The sequence below is a fragment of the Mesorhizobium hunchu genome, assembly GCF_040081975.1.
GTDB classification, from domain to species: Bacteria; Pseudomonadota; Alphaproteobacteria; order Rhizobiales; family Rhizobiaceae; genus Mesorhizobium; species Mesorhizobium hunchu.
The window spans coordinates 245,075-263,008 of sequence record NZ_JBEBMG010000003.1 but is presented as its reverse complement, the minus strand read 5'-3'; the positions used below and the strand labels follow the sequence as shown (position 1 = coordinate 263,008).

General features: G+C 65.0%; 15 protein-coding genes. 2 read left to right on the top strand and 13 right to left on the bottom strand.

What is annotated here, in order from left to right; all coding sequences use genetic code 11:
- Positions 1-2: 2 nt before the first annotated feature.
- The 12 genes from ABMA46_RS08065 to ABMA46_RS08010 form a co-directional block, all read right to left on the bottom strand.
- Positions 3-953 carry an SPFH domain-containing protein gene (locus tag ABMA46_RS08065; protein ID WP_348998807.1) on the bottom strand — a complete coding sequence of 317 codons (951 nt, stop codon included), beginning with the start codon at positions 951-953 and terminating at the stop codon, positions 3-5.
- A gap of 103 nt (positions 954-1,056) precedes the next feature.
- The gene (locus ABMA46_RS08060; protein ID WP_348998805.1) at positions 1,057-2,268 is read right to left on the bottom strand and encodes an NAD(P)/FAD-dependent oxidoreductase; all 1,212 of its coding nucleotides are present in this window, start codon (positions 2,266-2,268) and stop codon (positions 1,057-1,059) included.
- A gap of 67 nt (positions 2,269-2,335) precedes the next feature.
- A complete protein-coding gene (gene hemH / locus ABMA46_RS08055; RefSeq protein WP_348998804.1) occupies positions 2,336-3,388 on the bottom strand; it encodes a ferrochelatase in 1,053 nt (350 codons plus the stop codon).
- Positions 3,389-3,522: 134 nt separating this feature from the next.
- Complete coding sequence (locus ABMA46_RS08050) at positions 3,523-5,613, bottom strand: 5'-nucleotidase C-terminal domain-containing protein (RefSeq protein ID WP_348998802.1); 2,091 nt, start codon at positions 5,611-5,613, stop codon at positions 3,523-3,525.
- Positions 5,614-5,814: 201 nt separating this feature from the next.
- Positions 5,815-6,192 (bottom strand): outer membrane lipoprotein Omp10, encoded by a 378-nt coding sequence (gene omp10 / locus ABMA46_RS08045; RefSeq protein ID WP_348998801.1) that lies wholly within the window; start codon positions 6,190-6,192, stop codon positions 5,815-5,817.
- An 85-nt stretch (positions 6,193-6,277) separates the two neighbouring features.
- Positions 6,278-7,723, bottom strand: coding sequence for a homospermidine synthase (locus ABMA46_RS08040; RefSeq protein ID WP_348998800.1), 1,446 nt, complete (start codon positions 7,721-7,723; stop codon positions 6,278-6,280).
- Between the two features lie 109 nt (positions 7,724-7,832).
- Complete coding sequence (locus ABMA46_RS08035; protein ID WP_348998798.1) at positions 7,833-8,765, bottom strand: heme-dependent oxidative N-demethylase family protein; 933 nt, start codon at positions 8,763-8,765, stop codon at positions 7,833-7,835.
- A 2-nt stretch (positions 8,766-8,767) separates the two neighbouring features.
- The gene (locus ABMA46_RS08030) at positions 8,768-9,055 is read right to left on the bottom strand and encodes a type II toxin-antitoxin system RelE/ParE family toxin (RefSeq protein WP_348998797.1); all 288 of its coding nucleotides are present in this window, start codon (positions 9,053-9,055) and stop codon (positions 8,768-8,770) included.
- On the bottom strand, positions 9,052-9,342 hold the full coding sequence (locus ABMA46_RS08025; RefSeq protein WP_348998796.1) for a CopG family ribbon-helix-helix protein: 291 nt from the start codon (positions 9,340-9,342) through the stop codon (positions 9,052-9,054). The genes ABMA46_RS08030 and ABMA46_RS08025 overlap by 4 nt, the downstream gene beginning before the upstream one ends.
- A 57-nt stretch (positions 9,343-9,399) precedes the next feature.
- On the bottom strand, positions 9,400-10,077 hold the full coding sequence (locus ABMA46_RS08020) for an aminotransferase class IV family protein (RefSeq protein ID WP_348998795.1): 678 nt from the start codon (positions 10,075-10,077) through the stop codon (positions 9,400-9,402).
- On the bottom strand, positions 10,014-11,174 hold the full coding sequence (locus ABMA46_RS08015) for an aminodeoxychorismate synthase component I (protein WP_348998794.1): 1,161 nt from the start codon (positions 11,172-11,174) through the stop codon (positions 10,014-10,016). The genes ABMA46_RS08020 and ABMA46_RS08015 overlap by 64 nt, the downstream gene beginning before the upstream one ends.
- A 31-nt stretch (positions 11,175-11,205) precedes the next feature.
- A complete protein-coding gene (locus ABMA46_RS08010; RefSeq protein ID WP_348998793.1) occupies positions 11,206-13,041 on the bottom strand; it encodes a M3 family oligoendopeptidase in 1,836 nt (611 codons plus the stop codon).
- Positions 13,042-13,218: 177 nt separating this feature from the next.
- On the opposite strand from ABMA46_RS08010, the gene ABMA46_RS08005 reads away from it, so the two are divergent.
- Complete coding sequence (locus ABMA46_RS08005) at positions 13,219-14,730, top strand: sigma-54-dependent transcriptional regulator (RefSeq protein WP_348998792.1); 1,512 nt, start codon at positions 13,219-13,221, stop codon at positions 14,728-14,730.
- Between the two features lie 323 nt (positions 14,731-15,053).
- Positions 15,054-16,925 (top strand): peptidoglycan L,D-endopeptidase MepK, encoded by a 1,872-nt coding sequence (gene mepK / locus ABMA46_RS08000; protein WP_484532546.1) that lies wholly within the window; start codon positions 15,054-15,056, stop codon positions 16,923-16,925.
- Positions 16,926-17,234: 309 nt separating this feature from the next.
- On the opposite strand, the gene ABMA46_RS07995 is transcribed toward mepK, so the two are convergent.
- The gene (locus ABMA46_RS07995) at positions 17,235-17,873 is read right to left on the bottom strand and encodes a 2-dehydro-3-deoxy-phosphogluconate aldolase (RefSeq protein WP_348998791.1); all 639 of its coding nucleotides are present in this window, start codon (positions 17,871-17,873) and stop codon (positions 17,235-17,237) included.
- Between the last annotated feature and the right edge of the window lie 61 nt (positions 17,874-17,934).

The window sequence follows — 17,934 nt, the reverse complement described above, 5'->3', positions numbered from 1 at the left end:
GATCAATTCTCGCCGGGCCTCACCGAGGGCGGCCGCGCGCCAGGCCGCTGGACGCTTGCGGAACCGTCGCCCCTAAAAACTTCCCTGGCGATCTCGCCGATGCCGCCCAGCGTGCCGATCAGCGAGGAGGCTTCGAGCGGCATCAACACGATCTTGGAATTTCCGGCCGAGCCGATCTTCGTCAGCGCTTCAGTGTATTTCTGCGCCACGAAGTAGTTGAGCGCCTGCACGTCGCCGCGCGAAATGGCCTCGGAGACCACCTGCGTGGCCTTGGCCTCCGCCTCCGCCGCTCGCTCGCGGGCCTCGGCGTCGCGGAACGCGGCCTCGCGGCGGCCTTCCGCTTCGAGGATCTGCGATTGCTTGAGCCCTTCGGCCGTGAGGATCTGGGCGCGCTTGTCGCGTTCGGCCATCATCTGGCGGGCCATGGAATCGACCAGGTTGGCCGGCGGGTTGATGTCCTTGATCTCGACGCGGGTGATCTTGATGCCCCAGGGGTGGGCGGCCTCGTCGACGACGCGCAGCAGGCGCTCGTTGATGGTGTCGCGGTTGGACAGAAGCTCGTCCAGGTCCATCGAGCCCATGACGGTGCGGATATTGGTCATGGTCAGGTTCAGGATGGCGTTCTGCAGGCCGGCGACCTGATAGGCGGCCTGCGCGGCGTTCAGGATCTGGTAAAAGGCGATGCCGTCGACGCCGACGATGGCGTTGTCCTTGGTGATGATCTCCTGCGTGGGGACATCGAGCACCTGCTCCATCATGTTGAGCCGCGCGCCGACGCGTTCGAAGATCGGATTGATGATGTTGAGGCCGGGGCTGAGCGTCTTGACGTATTTGCCGAAGCGCTCGACCGTATAGTTGTAGCCTTGCGGAACCGTCTTGATGCCCTTGAAAAGGAGAATGACGACCAAGGCGGCAAGCACCAGGATAGCAATGTCGAAACCGCTGAAGTCCATTCGCCGCTCCTCAAGAATGGGCCGTCAAGACAGGCCGTCCAAATCTACTTAAGGGGGATTTCCCGGCGTTACAATCGGAGCACGCCCGATTGTCCCTCGTGCATCATCCGGGGAGCGCATAGAGGTCGGCGTCGGCATCCTCGCCGCCATCGAGCGCCGTCGCCACCAGCTCCGAAGCGATCTGCGCGTAGGTGATGCCGTTGCCGCCATAGCCCATGACGGCATGGATGCGCGGATGGCCGGGCAGGGCGCCGATGTAGGGCAGGCCGGTGGAGGTCGTGCCGAACGCGCCGGCCCACACATATTCCGGTTCGGTGTCGAGGCCGGGAAACAGCCGGCCGAGCTTGGCGGAAATCCGGGCGCTCTTCCTGGCGATCAGTTCGTCGCGCCGCTCCTCGTCGGAAAAGTCCTCGTCCTCGCCGCCGCAAATGACGCGTCCGTCGGTCGTCGTGCGCATGTAGAGATAGGGATCGGAGGCTTCCCACAGGAAAGCGGCGTGCGGCCATATGTTGCGCGGCTGGCGGCGCGTCGCGATCGCCCATGTCGAAATGATCCGGTGATTCCTGCTCGGCACGATGTCGAGCAGTTCGTAGCCGGTCGCCAGTACCACATGGCCTGCCTCAATCACCGGCCCGTCCTTCGTCGCGACGACCACGGCCTTTCCGCCTGTCTCGAAGCCGGCGGCCTCGGACGGCGCATAAAAGCGCGCGCCGCGCTCCGCGGCCTCGAGCAGAAGACCGGCCGTCAGCCGGCGCGGGTCGAGCGCGAGATTGCCGTAGCTCAGCAGCGCGCCGTCGCGGTCGATGCGGAAGCGGTCGCGAAGCTGCGATTTCGTCAGGCAGGTTCCGGCGATTCCGGCAGCTTCCCGGGCTTTTCCTTCCGCGCGCAAGGCGGTCGGGGACAGGACGTCGCCGGCGAGATAGAGCGATTGCCGGTCGGCAAGGCGGCAGTCGATGCCGGTCTCCTCGATCCGGTCGCGCAGATTGGCGACGGCGAGGCGCGAACGGCGCCACGCGCGCTCCGCCTTTTGCCTGCCGATCATGGGGATGAGCTTCGTCAGCGGCTGGTCGATCTCGAACTGGACCAGCGCGGTCGTTGCCGGCGTCGACCCTTTTAGCGGCCCGCGACGGTCGATCGCGACGACCGAGTGCCCCCGCGCGGTCAGCGCTTCGGCCAGCATGGCGCCGCTGATGCCCATGCCGACGATGAGCACATCCGTTTTGATGTCACGCCGGAGCTGCGACGTGGGCACTTTCGGCGCGCGATAGGCGAACCAGACGGGACGGCCGGTCCTGAGATCGAGCTTGCGTGACAAGAGATTCCCCCGCTTGAGCGGGGTCAACGCGGCCGAAGCCGTCACGTTCCCTTTGCCGGTGAGCCGGTCAGGCCCAGCCGACGAGTTCGCGGCGCACGAGGGTCTCGATGACGTTCATGCCCTCCGGGCTGTCGTTGAGGCAGGGGATGTGGGCGAATTTCTCGCCGCCGGCGTGCAGGAACTCGTCGCGTACCTCGCGGCCGATCTCGTCCAGCGTCTCGATGCAATCGACGGAGAAGCCCGGATTGACGATGGCGATGCGCCTGATGCCCTCCTTCGCCAGCCGCTCCACCGTCTTGTCGGTGTAGGGCTGCAGCCATTCCTGCGCGCCGAAGCGCGACTGGAAGGTGACGATCATCTTCTTCTCGTCCCAGCCGAGTTTCCCGCGCAGCAGCCGCGTCGTTTCCAGGCAATGCGCCCGGTAGGGGTCGCCCTTGTCGGAATAGGGTTTCGGGATGCCGTGATAGGAGGTGATGACCACCTCCGGCTCGAAATCGAGGCTGGCGAGGTGCCTTTCGATCGAGGCGGCCAGCGCTTCGATGTAGACGGGCTCGGCATAGTAGGGCGGCACCGTGCGGACAGCCGGGGCGCGCCGTATCTTCGCCAGCGCGCGGAAAAGCTGGTCGTTGGCGGTGGCCGTGGTGGTCGCCGAATATTGCGGGTAGAGTGGGAAGGCGAGGATGCGGTCGCAGCCCTCGGCCACCAGCCGCTCGGCGACGCTGGCGGTCGACGGGTTGCCGTAGCGCATGGCCCAGTCGACCGTGACATTTTGCAGGTCGTCCAAGGCCGGCTTGAGCTTCTCGGCCTGCGCACGGGTGAAGGTGTGCAGCGGCGATTCGTTCTTCTCGCGATTCCAGATGCGGGCGTAGTTGGCGCCGGACTTCTGCGGCCGCGTCGTCAGCACCAGACCGTAGAGGATCGGATACCAGATCGCCTTGTTGAGCTCGATGATGCGCGGGTCCGACAGGAATTCCCTGAGATAGCGCCACATCGGCCAGAAGTCGGTGCCGTCGGGCGTGCCGAGATTGAGCAGCATCACCCCGACCTTGGCGGCGTTCACGGGCGGACGACCGGCGGGCAACTGGTCTTTCGATGCTGCGGCTTGCGTGGCGATGGTCATGAAGTGGCTCCGGAACTGCGCGAAACTAGCCATTTTCGCCGCTGTTTCAATGCCGCCTCTGGCCGCACCCGGCTTTGGAACGGAAAACGCCCGCCCGGAGGTCCGGACGGGTGCCCGCTTGCATGAGGAATGCGCTACTTCGCCGGTATCTTCAAGGTCGCGCCCACCGGAAGGCGGCGCGGCTCGTGGCCGGGGTTGGCGTCGGCGATTTTGTGCCACATGGCGCCGTCGCCGTAATATTTGACAGCGAGATCCCAATAGGTATCGCCCCGGGCGATGACGTGGTTGGCCTCTGCGCCGGGAGCAGGCGCCGCCGGCTGGGCAGGCTGGGCCGGCGTCGTCTCAGCCGGTTTTGCAGGTTCGGCCGGTGCAGTTTCCGCAGGTTTGGCCGTTTCGGCCGGGGCTGGAGCAGGCGCCGCCTCCGTCGGAACGGACGGCGGCGAATTGGCGATGTCGCTCGATCCCGCCGGGAGGTCCGGCACGGAGGGAGCCGCCTGCGCCGGCTTTTCAGGAGTTGCCGGGGCGGGCTCGGCCGGTTTTTCGGTCTCGGCAGGCTTCGCAGGTTCGGCGGGGGTTGCCTCAGCGGGCTTGGCTGGCTCCTCGGCCGGTGCCGCGGCCGCGCCGACCTCGGTGATGCGGCCCTCGATCTTCGGCGTGTAGGGGCTGTTCTTGCCGAGATAGTCGGCCACGACCTGCTCCAGGCCCGGCCCGTAATCATAGGCGTCCTTCGCCTTGTCGGCGAAGATCTTGTAGCCGTCGCCGCCCTGGCGGACATAGTTGTTGGTGGCGACGATGTAGTCCTTGCCCTCGTCGATCGGCTTCCATGCGCCGCCGTCCATCACCTCGACGTCGCTGACGCGGCTGCCGGCGGGCTTGGAGCGGTCGAAGGCATATTTCAGCCCCGCCACCTGCGCGAAGCGGCCGGCGCCGTCTTCCAACTGGCTGACGCCGTTCTCGAGAGCCGCGATGATGTCCTTGCCGTCCAGTTTGAAGGTGGCGACGGTGTTCTGGAAGGGCAGTACGGTCAGCACCTCGCCCATCGTCACCTTGCCCTGGTCGATGGACGCGCGCAGGCCGCCGCCATTGGAAAAGACGATTGTGACGCCCTGGTCCTTGGTGCGGTCGAGCACGGCGTCGGAGACGAGATTGCCCATCTCGCATTCGCGCTGGCGGCAGGTCTCGCGGCTGCCGTCGATGGCGGCCGTGGTCTCGCCCACGTCCTTGGCCTTCAGTTCCTCGATCGGCGCGCCGAGCTCCTTGATGCGCGCCAGCACGGCGGGGTCGGGCGTGATCGACTTGTCGAGATAGATCGGATCGCCGGATGCCTCCTTGACGACGCCGTTGTCGTCGAAGACGATTTTTATCTCGCCGAGATACTTCGAATAGGACGCCGCCTGCACGACCGGCACCTTGTAGCCATCGGGGTTGTCCACCATCGTCGGGTAAGGCCCTTCGGCCTTCGGATCGGTGTTGGACAGGAGCGAATGCGAGTGGCCGCCCACCACCACGTCGATGCCGGGGATCTTGGCGATCACGTCGCGCTCGCGCGGATAGCCGATATGGGTGACGGCGATGATCTTGTCGACGCCCTGCTTGGTCAGGTCCTCGACTTGCGCGGTGATCGACTTGACGTCGTCCTCGATGGTGATGTTGGGGCCGGGCGAGGCGATCTCGGGCGTGTCGTTGGTGATGCCGCCGACGATGCCGATCTTCTGGCCGCCCACTTCGATCACCATCGAAGGCTTGATCTTGCCGTAGGCGCCGGATTTCTCGTTCGGGTTCACATTGGCGCTGACCACCGGGAACTGCGCCTTGTCGAGATAGGGCACCAGCGCGCTCTCGCCGTCGTCGAATTCATGGTTGCCGAGGGTGACGGCATCCGGCTTCATCTGGTTGAGGAATTCCTCTTCCGCCGCGCCCTTGTAGGTGGTGTAGAATAGCGAGCCCTGGAAATTGTCGCCGGCGTTGAGGAGGAGCACGTTCTGCCCTTCCAGCTTCTTGCGCTCCTGGTCGATCGCCGTGATCAGGCGGGCCGCGCCGCCGATGCACTCGCCCTTGGTCTCTTCGTCGGCGGAGCAGGTCGATTCGTACTTGTTGTTCGATTCGATGCGGCTGTGCCAGTCGTTGAAATGCAGGATGTTCAGCGTGTAGTCGGCAAAGGACGCGCCGGCGCTCAGGCCGAGCGCGGAAGCCGACAGTGCGGCGATGGCAGCGATCTTCTTCATGGTCCTCTCCAGATGAACGCCGACAGGTTTTATCCCGTCTTGCTTGTCGGGAATGCGACACGTCCCTGTGCCATGTTCACATTGCGATTTTGCCGATGCAAGGGGATTCGGCCGGCGGGTGACGCGGTTCCTTCCGTTGCGCCGCGGCAATGAAAAAGGCGGTGCCGAGGCACCGCCTTTGCAGGAATACGTTCGGCGCGGTCAGGCGCGTCGGGTCAATACGAAGTTCTGGCCCGAGGTGCTGGTGCAATTGAGCTGGTTCGGAGACACCAGAAGGCAATTGAAGCCGATCGGCGACTGACGGATCAGCGACGTGCCGGTGATGGTGACCGAGGTCGAGCCGGTCATGGTGTAGCTGCCGTCGGCCAGTTTCTGGCCGGTGTCGGTCGCGGCGGTCTGGAAGCGTCCGCCCGCAAAGGTCGAGATTCCGGTGCCCTGCGCGTCGATCCAGGAGCCTTCGACGCCTCGGGGGGCCGAAGATATCGGAGGCGCGCCGGGGCCGCCCGTCGTACAGCCGGCAACGGCAACGGCCAAGGCCGCCGCTAGGCCGGCAGAAAGCATTCCGCGCGCAGTCGTCATCTGAAGGTCCTCTCCTCGGTCCGCACCCCTTCAATCGCCCGATTTCCGGGCGATTGCAAGGTGGCGATCGAGGGAAGGCAGGCCGCTATCGCACCAGTATGTTGCGGAACTGCCACGGATCGTCGCTGTCGATGTCCTCAGGGAACAGGCCCGGCCGGTCGTCGAGCGGCGTCCAGTGGGTATAGTAGCCCGTCACCGGGCCGAGATAGGGAAGCTGGACCTCGAGGCAGCGCCGGTAATCCATCTCGTCGGCCTCGACGATGCCGGCTTGCGGGTTCTCCAGCGCCCACACCATGCCGGCGAGCACCGCGGACGTCACCTGCAGGCCGGTGGCGTTCTGGAAGGGCGCGAGACGGCGCGCCTCCTCCAGCGAAAGCTGCGAGCCGTACCAATAGGCGTTGCGGTCGTGCCCGTAGAGCAGCACGCCCAATTCGTCGACCCCGTCGACAAGCTCGTTCTCGTTGAGGACGTGGTGGACAGGCTGCGCCCTGCCGGCGGCGCCGAACATCTCGTGCAGCGACAGCACCGCGTCGTTGCAGGGATGATAGGCATAGTGGCAGGTCGGCCGGTACTTCGCATGGCCCTTCGTGTCGCGCACGGTGAAGAAGTCGGCGATCGAGATCGCCTCGTTGTGGGTGACCAGGAAGCCGTATTGCGGCCCGGGCGTCGGACACCAGCTCCGCACGCGGGTGTTGGCGCCGGGCTGTTCCAGATAGATGCCCGCCTTGGAACCTTCCTTGTGCTTCTTGGCGTTCTTGGGCGTCCATTTCTCATGCGTGCCCCAGCCGAGTTCGGCCGGCTGCAGGCCCTCCGAGATGAAGCCTTCCACCGACCAGGTGTTCCAGAAGACGTTCATCGGCTTGGGCTTCTTGCTGCGCTGGGTGTCGCGCTCGGCGATGTGAATGCCCTTGACGCCGGCCTTCTTCATGAGTTTGGCCCAGCCTTCGCGGTCCTCGGCCGTCGGCTCCTCGAACTCCATGCCGAGATCCCTGGCGAGGTTCACCAGTGCCTGCTTGACGAACCACGACACCATGCCGGGATTGGCGCCGCAGGTGGAGACGGCGGTCGGCCCGCCGGGATGCTTGCGTTTTTCCGCCAGCAGGCTCTCGCGCAACGCGTAATTGGTGCGCGAGGCGTTGTCGGCTTCGGTGTCGAAATAGAAGCCCAGCCACGGCTCCACCACCGTGTCGACGTAGAGCGCGCCGAGCTTGCGGGTGAGGTGCATCAGGTCGACCGAGCCGGTGTCGACCGACAGGTTGACGCAGAAAGCCTGGCCGTCGCCGTTGGTCAGCAGCGGTTCCAGAAGCTTCTTGTAGTTCTTCTTCGTCACGGCTTCCTGGATAAAGGTGATGCCGCGCTCGTCGAGCAGCTTGCGGTTTTCGTCGCTGGGGTCGATCACCACCATGCGCGACTTGTCGAACTTGAAATGGCGCTCGATCAGGGGCAACGTTCCACGGCCGATCGAACCGAAGCCGATCATCACGATTGGGCCGGTGATCTCACCGTAGACGGGCCATTTTTCATTCGCCATTTTATCGCGCACTCCTTTAAAACCAATGATTTATCTGTCGTTTTCCGCCTCTGGAAGGCCGCTAAACCACAGATCATTGTCATAAACCAGGGAAAAGCGCCAATCGCGTTCAGGCTGAAGCGGCGATGTGGTTAAGACGCGCGACAAGCCTGTCGCGGTCTCCGGCAAGTCCCTTGTAGTCGAGTTGCGCCTGATCCAGCGCCATGAGTTGCGCGGCGAAGGAAGCAGCCAAACTGGCTTTTTCAGGATGCCGCGCCAGGACGGCGAGCGGGTCGAGATGGATGCGGATGGTGAACAGGATGTCGCGCGAGACGGGCAGCTTGCGCAGCGTCTGGCGCTCGACGCGGATGAAAGCGCCGGCGTCGATATCGTCCGGTCCGGCGAATTTCGACGGGCGATCGGTGGCGCGGTCGATGCGCTGGGCGTCCGTCAGCGGATGGTAGAGCGCGTCGCCGGCCTGGATCGACCAGTTGAAGCGCTCGACCGCCTGGCCCTGCAGGCCGTCGAACATGCGCGCGATCAACTCGTCCGGGCGCGAGCCGGGGCCGAAGCCAGGCACCGGGTCATGAATGCGATGCAGCGGCTTGCCGAATTTCTCGGTCAGCACCCAGGAAGACGGGAAGCACAGCGAGCCGGCCGCCAGCCGCCAGCCGTCCTCGCCCTTGCGCATGAGGATGAGGTCTTCCTGCACCAGCAGCGAGGCGGTCACCAATGGCGCGTCCAAGAGCGGCGTATTAAAGGGCGGCGCGAGGGGGGACATGGGCGCGCCGTCGACTACCAGAGCTTCGCCCGAGCGACGGTATCTGCCCGGAAAACGCGCCGGCAGATGGGCCGTCAGCAGATCGAGCACTTCCTGTTGCGCGGCGCGCGTATCCGGCTCCTCGACGAACACCTTCTCAGGAAGCTCAACATAGAGCCGGCGCTTCTCGGCGAGATGAGCCGGCAGATTGCCGTCGACCTCGATCCAGTCGGCGAGGTCGAGCGGTTTCAGCCCGATGGTGAACAGCTTCGAGGACCCGTCGTAAGGAGTGTGGGCGGGCATGTTCACTGCCAAGCTGGCGGTCTGCGACGGCTGGTATGAAAGATGCGAACGATCTCGATCGTATCGCCTGAAACTCGATAGGGGATCACAAAGGGCAGACCCGGGACGGACCATTCGCGAACGGGCTGATCGGACACCGGGCGGCCTATGTCCGGCCGCTCGGCAATCAAGTTGATCGCTCGTTCGAGGCGTGTCGCCACCCGCGTCGCGGCTGCGGGATCATCCTGGGCGATGTATGACCTGGTTTCACGTAAATCCCGGATGGCTGCTTTCATCAGCCGGATTTTCATTTGCGATTCTTCAAAAGGATATCCGGTTCAGGGGGAGGCAATTCGTCCGGCGTGCCCCAGGATTTCAGCCAGCGTCCAGTCGCTTCCCAGGAAATGAATTCGCCGGTCTCATCCGCTTCCTTGATGGCCTCCTCGATCGCTTCGCGATAAGTCCTCTGCTCGTCGACATAGGCCTGCAGTGCTTCCTTCACGAGAAAGGAGCGCGAACGCCTGTTTGCCTTGGCCAGCGCATCGACTTCCTGCCGCAGATCGTCAGGAATACGCACTGAAAAGGTAGCGTCGGACATTTTTGACATCTCATTTTAACACATCTGAACACAAAGTATTCACGTAGGGTTCTATCGTCAATCGGCAATCACGGCCGGGATCAGGCCACGCAGCGAATTGCCCACGAAGAGCGCTCTTGCCTTTTCGAGATCGCGGAAGGCGAAGACGGTTTCAACCGCCTTGTCGTGGTCCAGCAATTCGCCGCGCAGGATGCCGGGCAGCAGGCCGCACTCCAGCCGCGGCGTGGCGAGCGCACCGTCACCGAAGTCCGCGAAGATGTTGGTGATGGTGCCTTCGCACAATTCGCCACGCTCGTTGGCGAGCAGTACCTCATCGGCTTCAGCGGGCGCATATTCCGAACGGGCACACAGATAGGCGTCGCGTCGGCTGGTCTTGTGGCGCAGCAGCGGGTCCGCCGACTCGAGCCGGGTGCGGGCGAGCCTCACTGTCCAGACCTTGCCGGGCGGCAGCGGCTCGAATGCCTGCGTGGAGACGGCGAGATTTCCATCTCGCGACAATGCGAGACGCGTGCGCAAAGGCGCCCCGGCCAACCCGATGGCCTCGCCAAGGACCTTTGCGACGTGCTGTCCGTCATAAGCGAAACCGAGCGCAGCTGCGGAGGCGCAAAGCCGCGCCAGATGCCGGTCCAGCCGTACGAAGCCGATGCCGGTCTCCCAGCGCAGGGTCTCGATCAGTTCGAAGGCGGCGTTGCCTCCGGCGGCTGCCCGGTCGCGTAACGGGCCTTCAGCAGGCATTCGGCATATTCCTCCTCGGCCGTGGAATCGAAGACGACCCCGCCGCCGACATTGTAGACGGCCTTGCCGTCCGGGAAGAGGGTGATGGTGCGGATAGCGACATTGAAGCGCATCCTGCCGTCCGGCGCGATCCAGCCGATGGCGCCGCAATAGGCGTTGCGCGCTGTGCCTTCGAGGTCGCGCAGAATCTCCATCGCCCGGATTTTCGGCGCGCCGGTGATCGAGCCGCAGGGAAACAGGGCTGCGAAGATCTGCCGGATGGAGAGGCCGGGCAGGAGCTTCGCCCGCACCCGGCTCACCATCTGGTGCACCGTCGCATAGCTTTCGATGCGGAACAGTTCCGGCACGTCCAGCGTGCCGACCTCGGTGACGAGCGAGATGTCGTTGCGCAGAAGGTCGACGATCATGCGGTTCTCGGTCTGGTTCTTCGGGTCGTTGCGCAGGAATTCTCTGAGCCGCTCGTCTTCCTCCCGTGTCGCTCCGCGCGGCGCGGTGCCTTTCATCGGATGGGTCTCGATCCAGCCGTCGCCGTCGATCTCGAAAAACAGTTCGGGCGAGCGTGACAGGACGACCGGGCCGCCGAGATCGACCAGCGCGCCGTATTTCACTTTCTGCCGTCCTGCCAGCGCGTCGAAAGCGGAGAGGGGATCGCCGGTCCAATTTGCCTCGACGGGAAAGGTCAGGTTCGCCTGATAGCAGTCGCCTTGCCTGAGGTGTCGGTGCAGCCGGTCGAAACGACGCTTGTAGTCTTCATACGTCCAGGTGGCGCGCGCGCCGTGGATCGGGCCGTTGGTCCGCAGACGGCCCGGACGCGCCATCGGCGCTTCGGCGGGTCGATCGAAGACGCCGATGACCAGGAGGGGCGTGCGACGCTTGGACGGGATGATCGGCGCCAGCTTCGGCTCCAGCAGATAGCCGGCCTCGTAGGGGAAATAGCCGGCAAGCCACCTGCCGGCGTCGTGCGCGCGCTGGATCGCCTCCAGCGCGGGAAAAAAATCCTCGACGCGCTCGGCCGTGACGATCTCGCGAGGTCGATCGAAGAGGATTTCCTCGCCGGAGAAATCGTCGCGGAAGAGGATGAACGGCGACGAAGACATGCTCAACGCTTACCCCCGGCGAAGGATATGCCTAGTCCAGCGCTTCCAGCTCGTCGATCAGCCCCGAAATCACGCCGAGGCCGATCTGCCAGAAGGACGGGTCGGTGGCGTCGAGGCCGAACGGCTTCAGTAACTCCGAATGATGCTTTGTCCCGCCGGCCTTCAGCATCTCGAAATACTTGTCCTGGAAGCCGCTCTCGGACTCGCGGTAGACCGCGTAGAGCGAATTCACCAGGCAGTCGCCGAAAGCGTAGGCGTAGACATAGAAGGGCGAGTGGATGAAGTGCGGGATATAGGTCCAGAAGGTCTCGTATCCCTCGCGCAGCCGGATCGCCGGGCCGAGGCTTTCGGCCTGCACTTCCAGCCAGAATTCGCCGATGCGGTCGGCGGTCAGTTCGCCGTTCCTGCGCTCGGTGTGGATCTTGCGCTCGAACTCGTAGAAGGCGATCTGGCGCACGACCGTGTTGATCATGTCCTCGACCTTCTGGGCGAGCATCGCCTTGCGCTCGCGCCGATCGGTGGTGGCGTCGAGCAGCGAACGGAAGGTCAGCATCTCGCCGAACACCGAGGCGGTTTCGGCGAGCGTCAGCGGCGTCGAGGCCATCAGCGCGCCTTGTGCGCCCGCCAGCACCTGGTGCACGCCGTGTCCCAGTTCGTGCGCCAGCGTCATCACGTCGCGCGGCTTGCCCATGTAATTCAGCAGGACGTAGGGGTGGACCGACGGGACCGTCGGGTGCGCGAAGGCGCCCGGCGACTTGCCGGGCCTCACCGGCGCATCGATCCAGTCGCGATCGAAGAAGGTGCGCGCGATGTCCGCCATCTCCGGCGAGAAGCGGTGATAGGCGGACAGGACCGTGTTCTTCGCATCGTCCCATGCAATCGTCGCCTGCGGCGTTTCGGGCAGCGGCGCGTTGCGGTCCCAGTGGTTCATCACGTCCATGCCGAGCCAGCGCGCCTTCATCGCATAATAGCGGTGCGACAGGCGCGGATAGGCGTCGCGAACGGCGCTGGCCAGCGCATCCACGACGCCGCGCTCGACCCGGTTGGCGAGATGGCGGGAATCGGCGATGTCCTTGAAGCCGCGCCAGCGGTCGGAAATCTCCTTGTCCTTGGCCAGCGTGTTGGTGATCAGCGTGAAGGTGCGCAGGTTTTCCGAAAACGTCGCGGCGAGCGCCCCGGCCGCCTTGCGCCGTGCTTCGCCGTTCGCGTCCTGCAGACGGTTCAGCGTCGGCTCCAGCGTCAGCTCCTCGCCGTCCACCGTGAAGCGCAAATCCGCCATCGTCTCGTCGAAAAGGCGGTTCCAGGCGCCGCGCCCCGTCACGGACTTCTCGTGGAACAACTGTTCGACGCGATCCTCGAGCTGGTAGGGCTTGTCCATCCTCAGGTCGAGGACCCAGGGCCGGTAGTGCCCGAAGGCTGGATCGGCCTCGAGCGCCTGTTCGATCAGCGTATCGTCGACCAGGTTCAACTCCAGCGCGAAGAAAAGCAGGTGGGCGCTGGCGTCCGTCATCTTCTCCTGGACGTCGCCGTAGAGCTTGGCGCGCTTCGGATCGACGGTGTCGCCGGCATAGACCAGTCCGGCGTAGGAGACGATCCGACCGACCAGTTCTTCCAGCGCCTCGTATTGGCTGAGTGCCTCGCCGAGCCTGCCGTCGCGGCCGCGCCCGGCTTCAGCCGCCAGCGTGCCTTTCCAGCGGCTTTCGAAGGCGATTGCATCCTCGCCGGCCTTGACGATGTCGCGCCTGAGCTCGGGCGCGTCCATGCCGGAATAGAGATCGGCCAGGTTCCATTCGGGAAGATCGCCGAGCTCCGGTGCGGCGCGGCCTGCCGATGCCGCCGCAAGCGGGCTGCGTGAGATGACGTCCATGCGCAATGCCTTCCGAGAACGAGTGCTTCTTCGAGGGATAGGATGCAAAGCCGATCAAATGCGAAACAATTCGTTCACCGGCTTTTTTGAAAGCTTATTTAGAACCCTGTGCCACAATGATCCATAGGACGAAACTTCCACACCGGATGAATTCGCGGCACGCATAGCAGGTTCCATTTGGCAGGTTCCATCCTCATAGTCGATGACGATCCCGTGCAGCGGCGGCTGATCGAGGCGGCGGTGGTCAAGTTCGGCCACGGTGCGTTGACGGCGGACGGCGGCGAGGCGGGGCTGGCGCTGCTCGACGGGCCGTCGGCGCGCGAGGTCTCGGCGGTCATACTCGACCTCGCCATGCCCGGCCTCGATGGTATCGGCGTGCTCAAAGCGATGGCGGAACGCGGCATCCACATCCCGGTGATCGTGCAGACGGCGCAGGGCGGCATCGACACGGTGGTCAGCGCCATGCGGCACGGCGCGTTCGACTTCGTCGTCAAGCCGGCTTCACCCGACAGGCTGCAGACGGCGATCGCCAACGCGTTGAAGGTGGAAGCGGTCGAAGGCGAGACCCGGCGCAGCGCCCGCCGCGGCGGAAATGCACTGACCTTCAAGGATCTGATAACGAAAAGCCCGGTCATGGAACGGGTCATCAGGCTCGGCCAGAAGGCTGCCGCCTCCACCATCCCGATCCTCATCGAGGGCGAGTCCGGTGTCGGCAAGGAACTGGTGGCGCGTGCGATCCAGGGCGCCGGGGACCGGCGGTCCAGGCCGTTCGTGACCGTCAACTGCGGCGCCATCCCCGACAATTTGGTGGAGTCGATCCTGTTCGGGCACGAGAAGGGGTCCTTCACCGGCGCTGCCGAAAAACACTCCGGCAAATTCGTCGAGGCGCATGGCGGGACGCTGTTCCTGGACGAGATCGGCGACCTGCCGCTCGACGTGCAGGTCAAGCTGCTGCGCGCCGTCCAGAGCGGCGAGGTCGATCCTGTCGGCGGGCGGTCGACGCTGAAGGTGGACATCAGGCTGATCTCGGCCACGCACCGCGACCTGCTACAGCGGGTCAAGGACGGCGCCTTCCGCGAGGACCTGTTCTACCGTCTCAACGTCTATCCGATCTTCGTGCCGCCGCTGCGCGAGCGCCGCGAGGACCTTCCTTATCTGGTCCGACATTTCATGGACCGCGTCGCGCCGGACGATCCGCACCGGCGGCTGCGCGGCGTCAGCGAAGCGGCTCTCGACATGCTGATGGCCTACGACTGGCCGGGCAACATCCGGCAGCTCGAAAACGCCGTTTTCCGCGCTTCGGTGCTGTGCGACGGTGACGTGCTGACGCCGGAAGAATTTCCCCAGATCCGCGCCCAGGTCGAAGGAACCGTCGATCTGGGGTCTCCCGCTGCCGCGGAGCCAGCCGCGGCGCCGACGGATTCGGCGGCACCGGCAGGGGTTGCGGACGAAGTGCCTGTTGCGGCCCGTCAACGCTTCGGCACCGTGACGGCATTGGACGAGCGCGGCAATGTGCGCTCGCTCGCCGCCGTGGAGCTTGAAATGATCAAGTTCGCCATCGAGCATTACAACGGCCAGATGAGCGAGGTGGCGCGGCGCCTGGGCATCGGCCGTTCGACACTCTACCGCAAGCTCAAGGAATACGGGCTCGATCCGGAAGCGGGGCGATTCGAGCGCATGGCGTCCTGACCATAAGGACGGCCCATAGCGGTATCGATCGCGGTGGCCGGCTTTTTAGTCGAATTCGCGCAAAAACCGAGCCGTTCTCACGGAATGAGGCGGGCTGTAACAGATCGTGTGCGCGAGGAAGCTGAAATCCTATTTAAACCAGCGATTTACCAAGAAAACCGGTGTAGATATTCCGCCCGGAAGTTGCCACGCTATTGGCGCAATTGAGCTTCAATAAGCGACGATTAACCATTGGGTTCGATAATCGGACATGATCGAAATCGTGTCCGTTGGTCAGATCCGGGGACAAACGGCAGCCTGCAGGGCCATTTGATTTGAACAGAATCGAACGACTCGACGACGGACGGCAGTTTCACGCAAACGTCTGGCCCAAATGGCTGACGGCCCTGCTGGTCCTGTGCGCCATGATCTCTGCGCCTCTGGCCGCCAGGGCCGAGACGCGCTCGCTCAAGCTCTATCACCTGCATACGCACGAGAAGGCGGAGATCGTCTATAAGCGCAACGGGCGCTACCTTCCCGACGGTCTCAAGAAGATCAACTACATCCTGCGCGACTGGCGCCGCAACGAAACGGTCAAGATGGACCCGCGCCTGCTTGACCTGGTCTGGGAGGCGTATCGCGAAAGCGGCGCCACCGGCTACATCCAGGTCATCTGCGGTTATCGCGCGCCGGCGACCAACGCCATGCTGCGCAGCCGCTCCAGGGGCGTGGCGCAAAAGAGCCAGCACATGCTCGGCAAGGCGATGGATTTCTACATCCCCGGCGTGCCGCTGAAGAAGCTGCGCAATATCGGCCTCAAGATGCAGGGCGGCGGCGTCGGCTATTATCCGACCTCGGGTTCGCCCTTCGTCCACATGGACGTCGGCAATGTCCGCCACTGGCCGGGCATCAGCCGCCAGGAACTGGTGAGCCTGTTCCCCAACGGCAGGACGCTTCATGTGCCGTCCGACGGCCGGCCGCTGCCGGGCTACGAGCAGGCGATGGCTGCCTACAAGTCGCGCAAGTCGAGCGGCACACCCAATATCGAGCTTGCCAGCGCCGGCGGCAGCGGCAGGAAGTCCACCAATCTGCTTGCCGCCCTGTTCGGCGGCGGTGCGGACGAGGCGGAGGACGACGCCGACACCGAAAGCGCGGCACCGGCACCGAGGAAGGTGGTCAAGCCGACCGCCGTCGCCAAGGCCACCGCGCCGGCGATCGCCATCGTGCCGCCGGACCAGGCCCAGCGCGCCGACATTCCGATGGTCGCGGACGCCGCTCCCGAAGAGCCGGCGCAGACGCCCGAGACGATCATCGCGGCGCTGCCGGCCCGCTCGATCCCGCTGCCGGCCTTCGCGCCGCGGCCGAAGGCGGATGTCGGCGTCGAGACGCCCGAGACGGTTCCGTTCGGCGTGGCCGACGCAACCGAGGTCGACGCCGCAACGCCGGCGCCGATTCAGACGGCCTCCCTGGCGCCTTCCAGCATTCCGTTCGGCATGGCCGAGATGGCCGCGGCGGACGTCCCCGATTCCGCCGAGGCGCCGGATCCGGCCGCACAGGCAGTGGCAAGCGCGGTTCCGTTGCCGACCTGGCGACCCGATGAAGGAAAGACGCCTTCGGAACTCGCGCCGCAGGCGCAGGGCGGCGTTCTGCTCGCGCTGGCCGAGACCGCCTCGCACCCGAACAACGCTGCGACGAACCATATCCTCTCGGTCCTGCCTTCGGCACGGCCGGAAGCTGGCCGGGACGAGATCGGCAAAGTCATCGACACATCGGCTGCCGACAATTTCCAGGTGGCCTCGCTGCTGCCGACGCCGGCGCCCACCCGGTCCGCCTTCAACGATCCCCAGCTTGACGGCGCGTCGCCGAAGCTGGCGCTGACGCACCGCTCCGCCGGTTCCGATCCGGTCGCGGCCATCGGCGGCAACGTGAAGACGACGCGCAAGGAAGCGCGCGTGCGCGTCGACGATGCGAAGCCGGAGCCCAAGGCCGTGGTCGTGGCTGCGCAGCCGGAACTGGCCCGCTGGGCAATTCACGGCGAGCAGCCCGGTACCGTCAAGGAGAGCGCCGACGCGCCGCGCCTGGCCTACAATCTGGTGCGCACCGCGCCGAGCGAGGTCTATGCGGTCGGCTTCCAGAACGATGACGAGATGGCCAACGCGCATCGCTTCACCGGCTCTGCGGTGAACTTCATCTCCGTCGCCAGGTTCGCCAAGTGATTGGTTGAAGAGACGGCGCCGGCGCGGACTCAGGCCCGCGCCCGGTCTCGGTTTGTTGGCTTACCGCATATCATCTGCCGTTCCAGATGCGGCGTCATCCTCGGGCAGGCTTTGACGCTGACCGACATATGCCGGTCGTCCGTCAGGCTCGGGCCTGTCCCGGGAATCCGCCCGTGCCGGATACCGGCTGAAACAGGTTCAATGTTTTCGGCATAAATGCGTGGATGCTCGGGAAAGGCCCGAGCATGGCGACGAAGACGGATCGCTTGGGCAGCCCCGATATCGGGATCTGCCGGGCGGGAGCCGGGGCTATCTCCGCAGCCGGCTCGCTTCGCTGGCCAATGCCTCGATCTCGTCCCAGCGGCCGGCTTCGACCATGCCGTCCGGCGCGACCCACGAGCCGCCGACGCACACGATGTTGGGCAGGCTGAGATAGTCCATCGCGTTCTTCGCGCCGATGCCGCCGGTAGGGCAGAACTTCATGCCCGCGAGCGGCGAGGCCAGTGCCTTCAGGAAAGCGGCACCGCCGGCTTGCTCGGCCGGAAAGAATTTCAGGAAGTCGAGACCGGCTTCGCGTGCCGTCATGATCTCGCCGGGCGTGACGGCGCCGGGCAGCAGCGGCACGGCGCTGTCCCTGTCGGCGGCCAGGAGCTCGCGGGTGAGACCGGGGCTGACGATGAAGCGCGAACCGGCGGCCTCCGCCTCGGCGAACTGGCGGCTGTCCAGAATGGTGCCGGCGCCGACCACCGCTTCCTCGACCTCGCCCGCCACGCGCCTGATCGCTTCCAGCGCTTCGGGCGTGCGCAGCGTGATTTCGATCGCCTTCAGGCCACCGCGCGCCAGCGCGCGCGCCAGCGGTACTGCGTCCGCGGCCCTGGCGATCTTGAGGACGGGGATGACAGGCTGGCCGTCCAGCAAGGCAAGCAGTTTCTCGGTCTTGTTCGACATGGCGGCTTTCCTGAATGGGGTGGGTTCAACCGATTTAGCGCTGCTCTACCAGACCGCCGAT

What these genes read in the sequence shown, in the direction of transcription:
- ABMA46_RS08010 (WP_348998793.1), bottom strand. Translation starts at nt 13,041, where the DNA reads ATGGACGTCATCTCACGCAGCCCGCTTGCGGCGGCATCGGCAGGCCGC.
- ABMA46_RS08030 (WP_348998797.1), bottom strand. Translation starts at nt 9,055, where the DNA reads ATGAAAATCCGGCTGATGAAAGCAGCCATCCGGGATTTACGTGAAACC.
- omp10 (WP_348998801.1), bottom strand. Translation starts at nt 6,192, where the DNA reads ATGACGACTGCGCGCGGAATGCTTTCTGCCGGCCTAGCGGCGGCCTTG.
- ABMA46_RS08015 (WP_348998794.1), bottom strand. Translation starts at nt 11,174, where the DNA reads ATGTCTTCGTCGCCGTTCATCCTCTTCCGCGACGATTTCTCCGGCGAG.
- ABMA46_RS08065 (WP_348998807.1), bottom strand. Translation starts at nt 953, where the DNA reads ATGGACTTCAGCGGTTTCGACATTGCTATCCTGGTGCTTGCCGCCTTG.
- ABMA46_RS08050 (WP_348998802.1), bottom strand. Translation starts at nt 5,613, where the DNA reads ATGAAGAAGATCGCTGCCATCGCCGCACTGTCGGCTTCCGCGCTCGGC.
- ABMA46_RS08040 (WP_348998800.1), bottom strand. Translation starts at nt 7,723, where the DNA reads ATGGCGAATGAAAAATGGCCCGTCTACGGTGAGATCACCGGCCCAATC.
- ABMA46_RS08025 (WP_348998796.1), bottom strand. Translation starts at nt 9,342, where the DNA reads ATGTCCGACGCTACCTTTTCAGTGCGTATTCCTGACGATCTGCGGCAG.
- ABMA46_RS08020 (WP_348998795.1), bottom strand. Translation starts at nt 10,077, where the DNA reads ATGCCTGCTGAAGGCCCGTTACGCGACCGGGCAGCCGCCGGAGGCAAC.
- ABMA46_RS08035 (WP_348998798.1), bottom strand. Translation starts at nt 8,765, where the DNA reads ATGCCCGCCCACACTCCTTACGACGGGTCCTCGAAGCTGTTCACCATC.
- ABMA46_RS07995 (WP_348998791.1), bottom strand. Translation starts at nt 17,873, where the DNA reads ATGTCGAACAAGACCGAGAAACTGCTTGCCTTGCTGGACGGCCAGCCT.
- hemH (WP_348998804.1), bottom strand. Translation starts at nt 3,388, where the DNA reads ATGACCATCGCCACGCAAGCCGCAGCATCGAAAGACCAGTTGCCCGCC.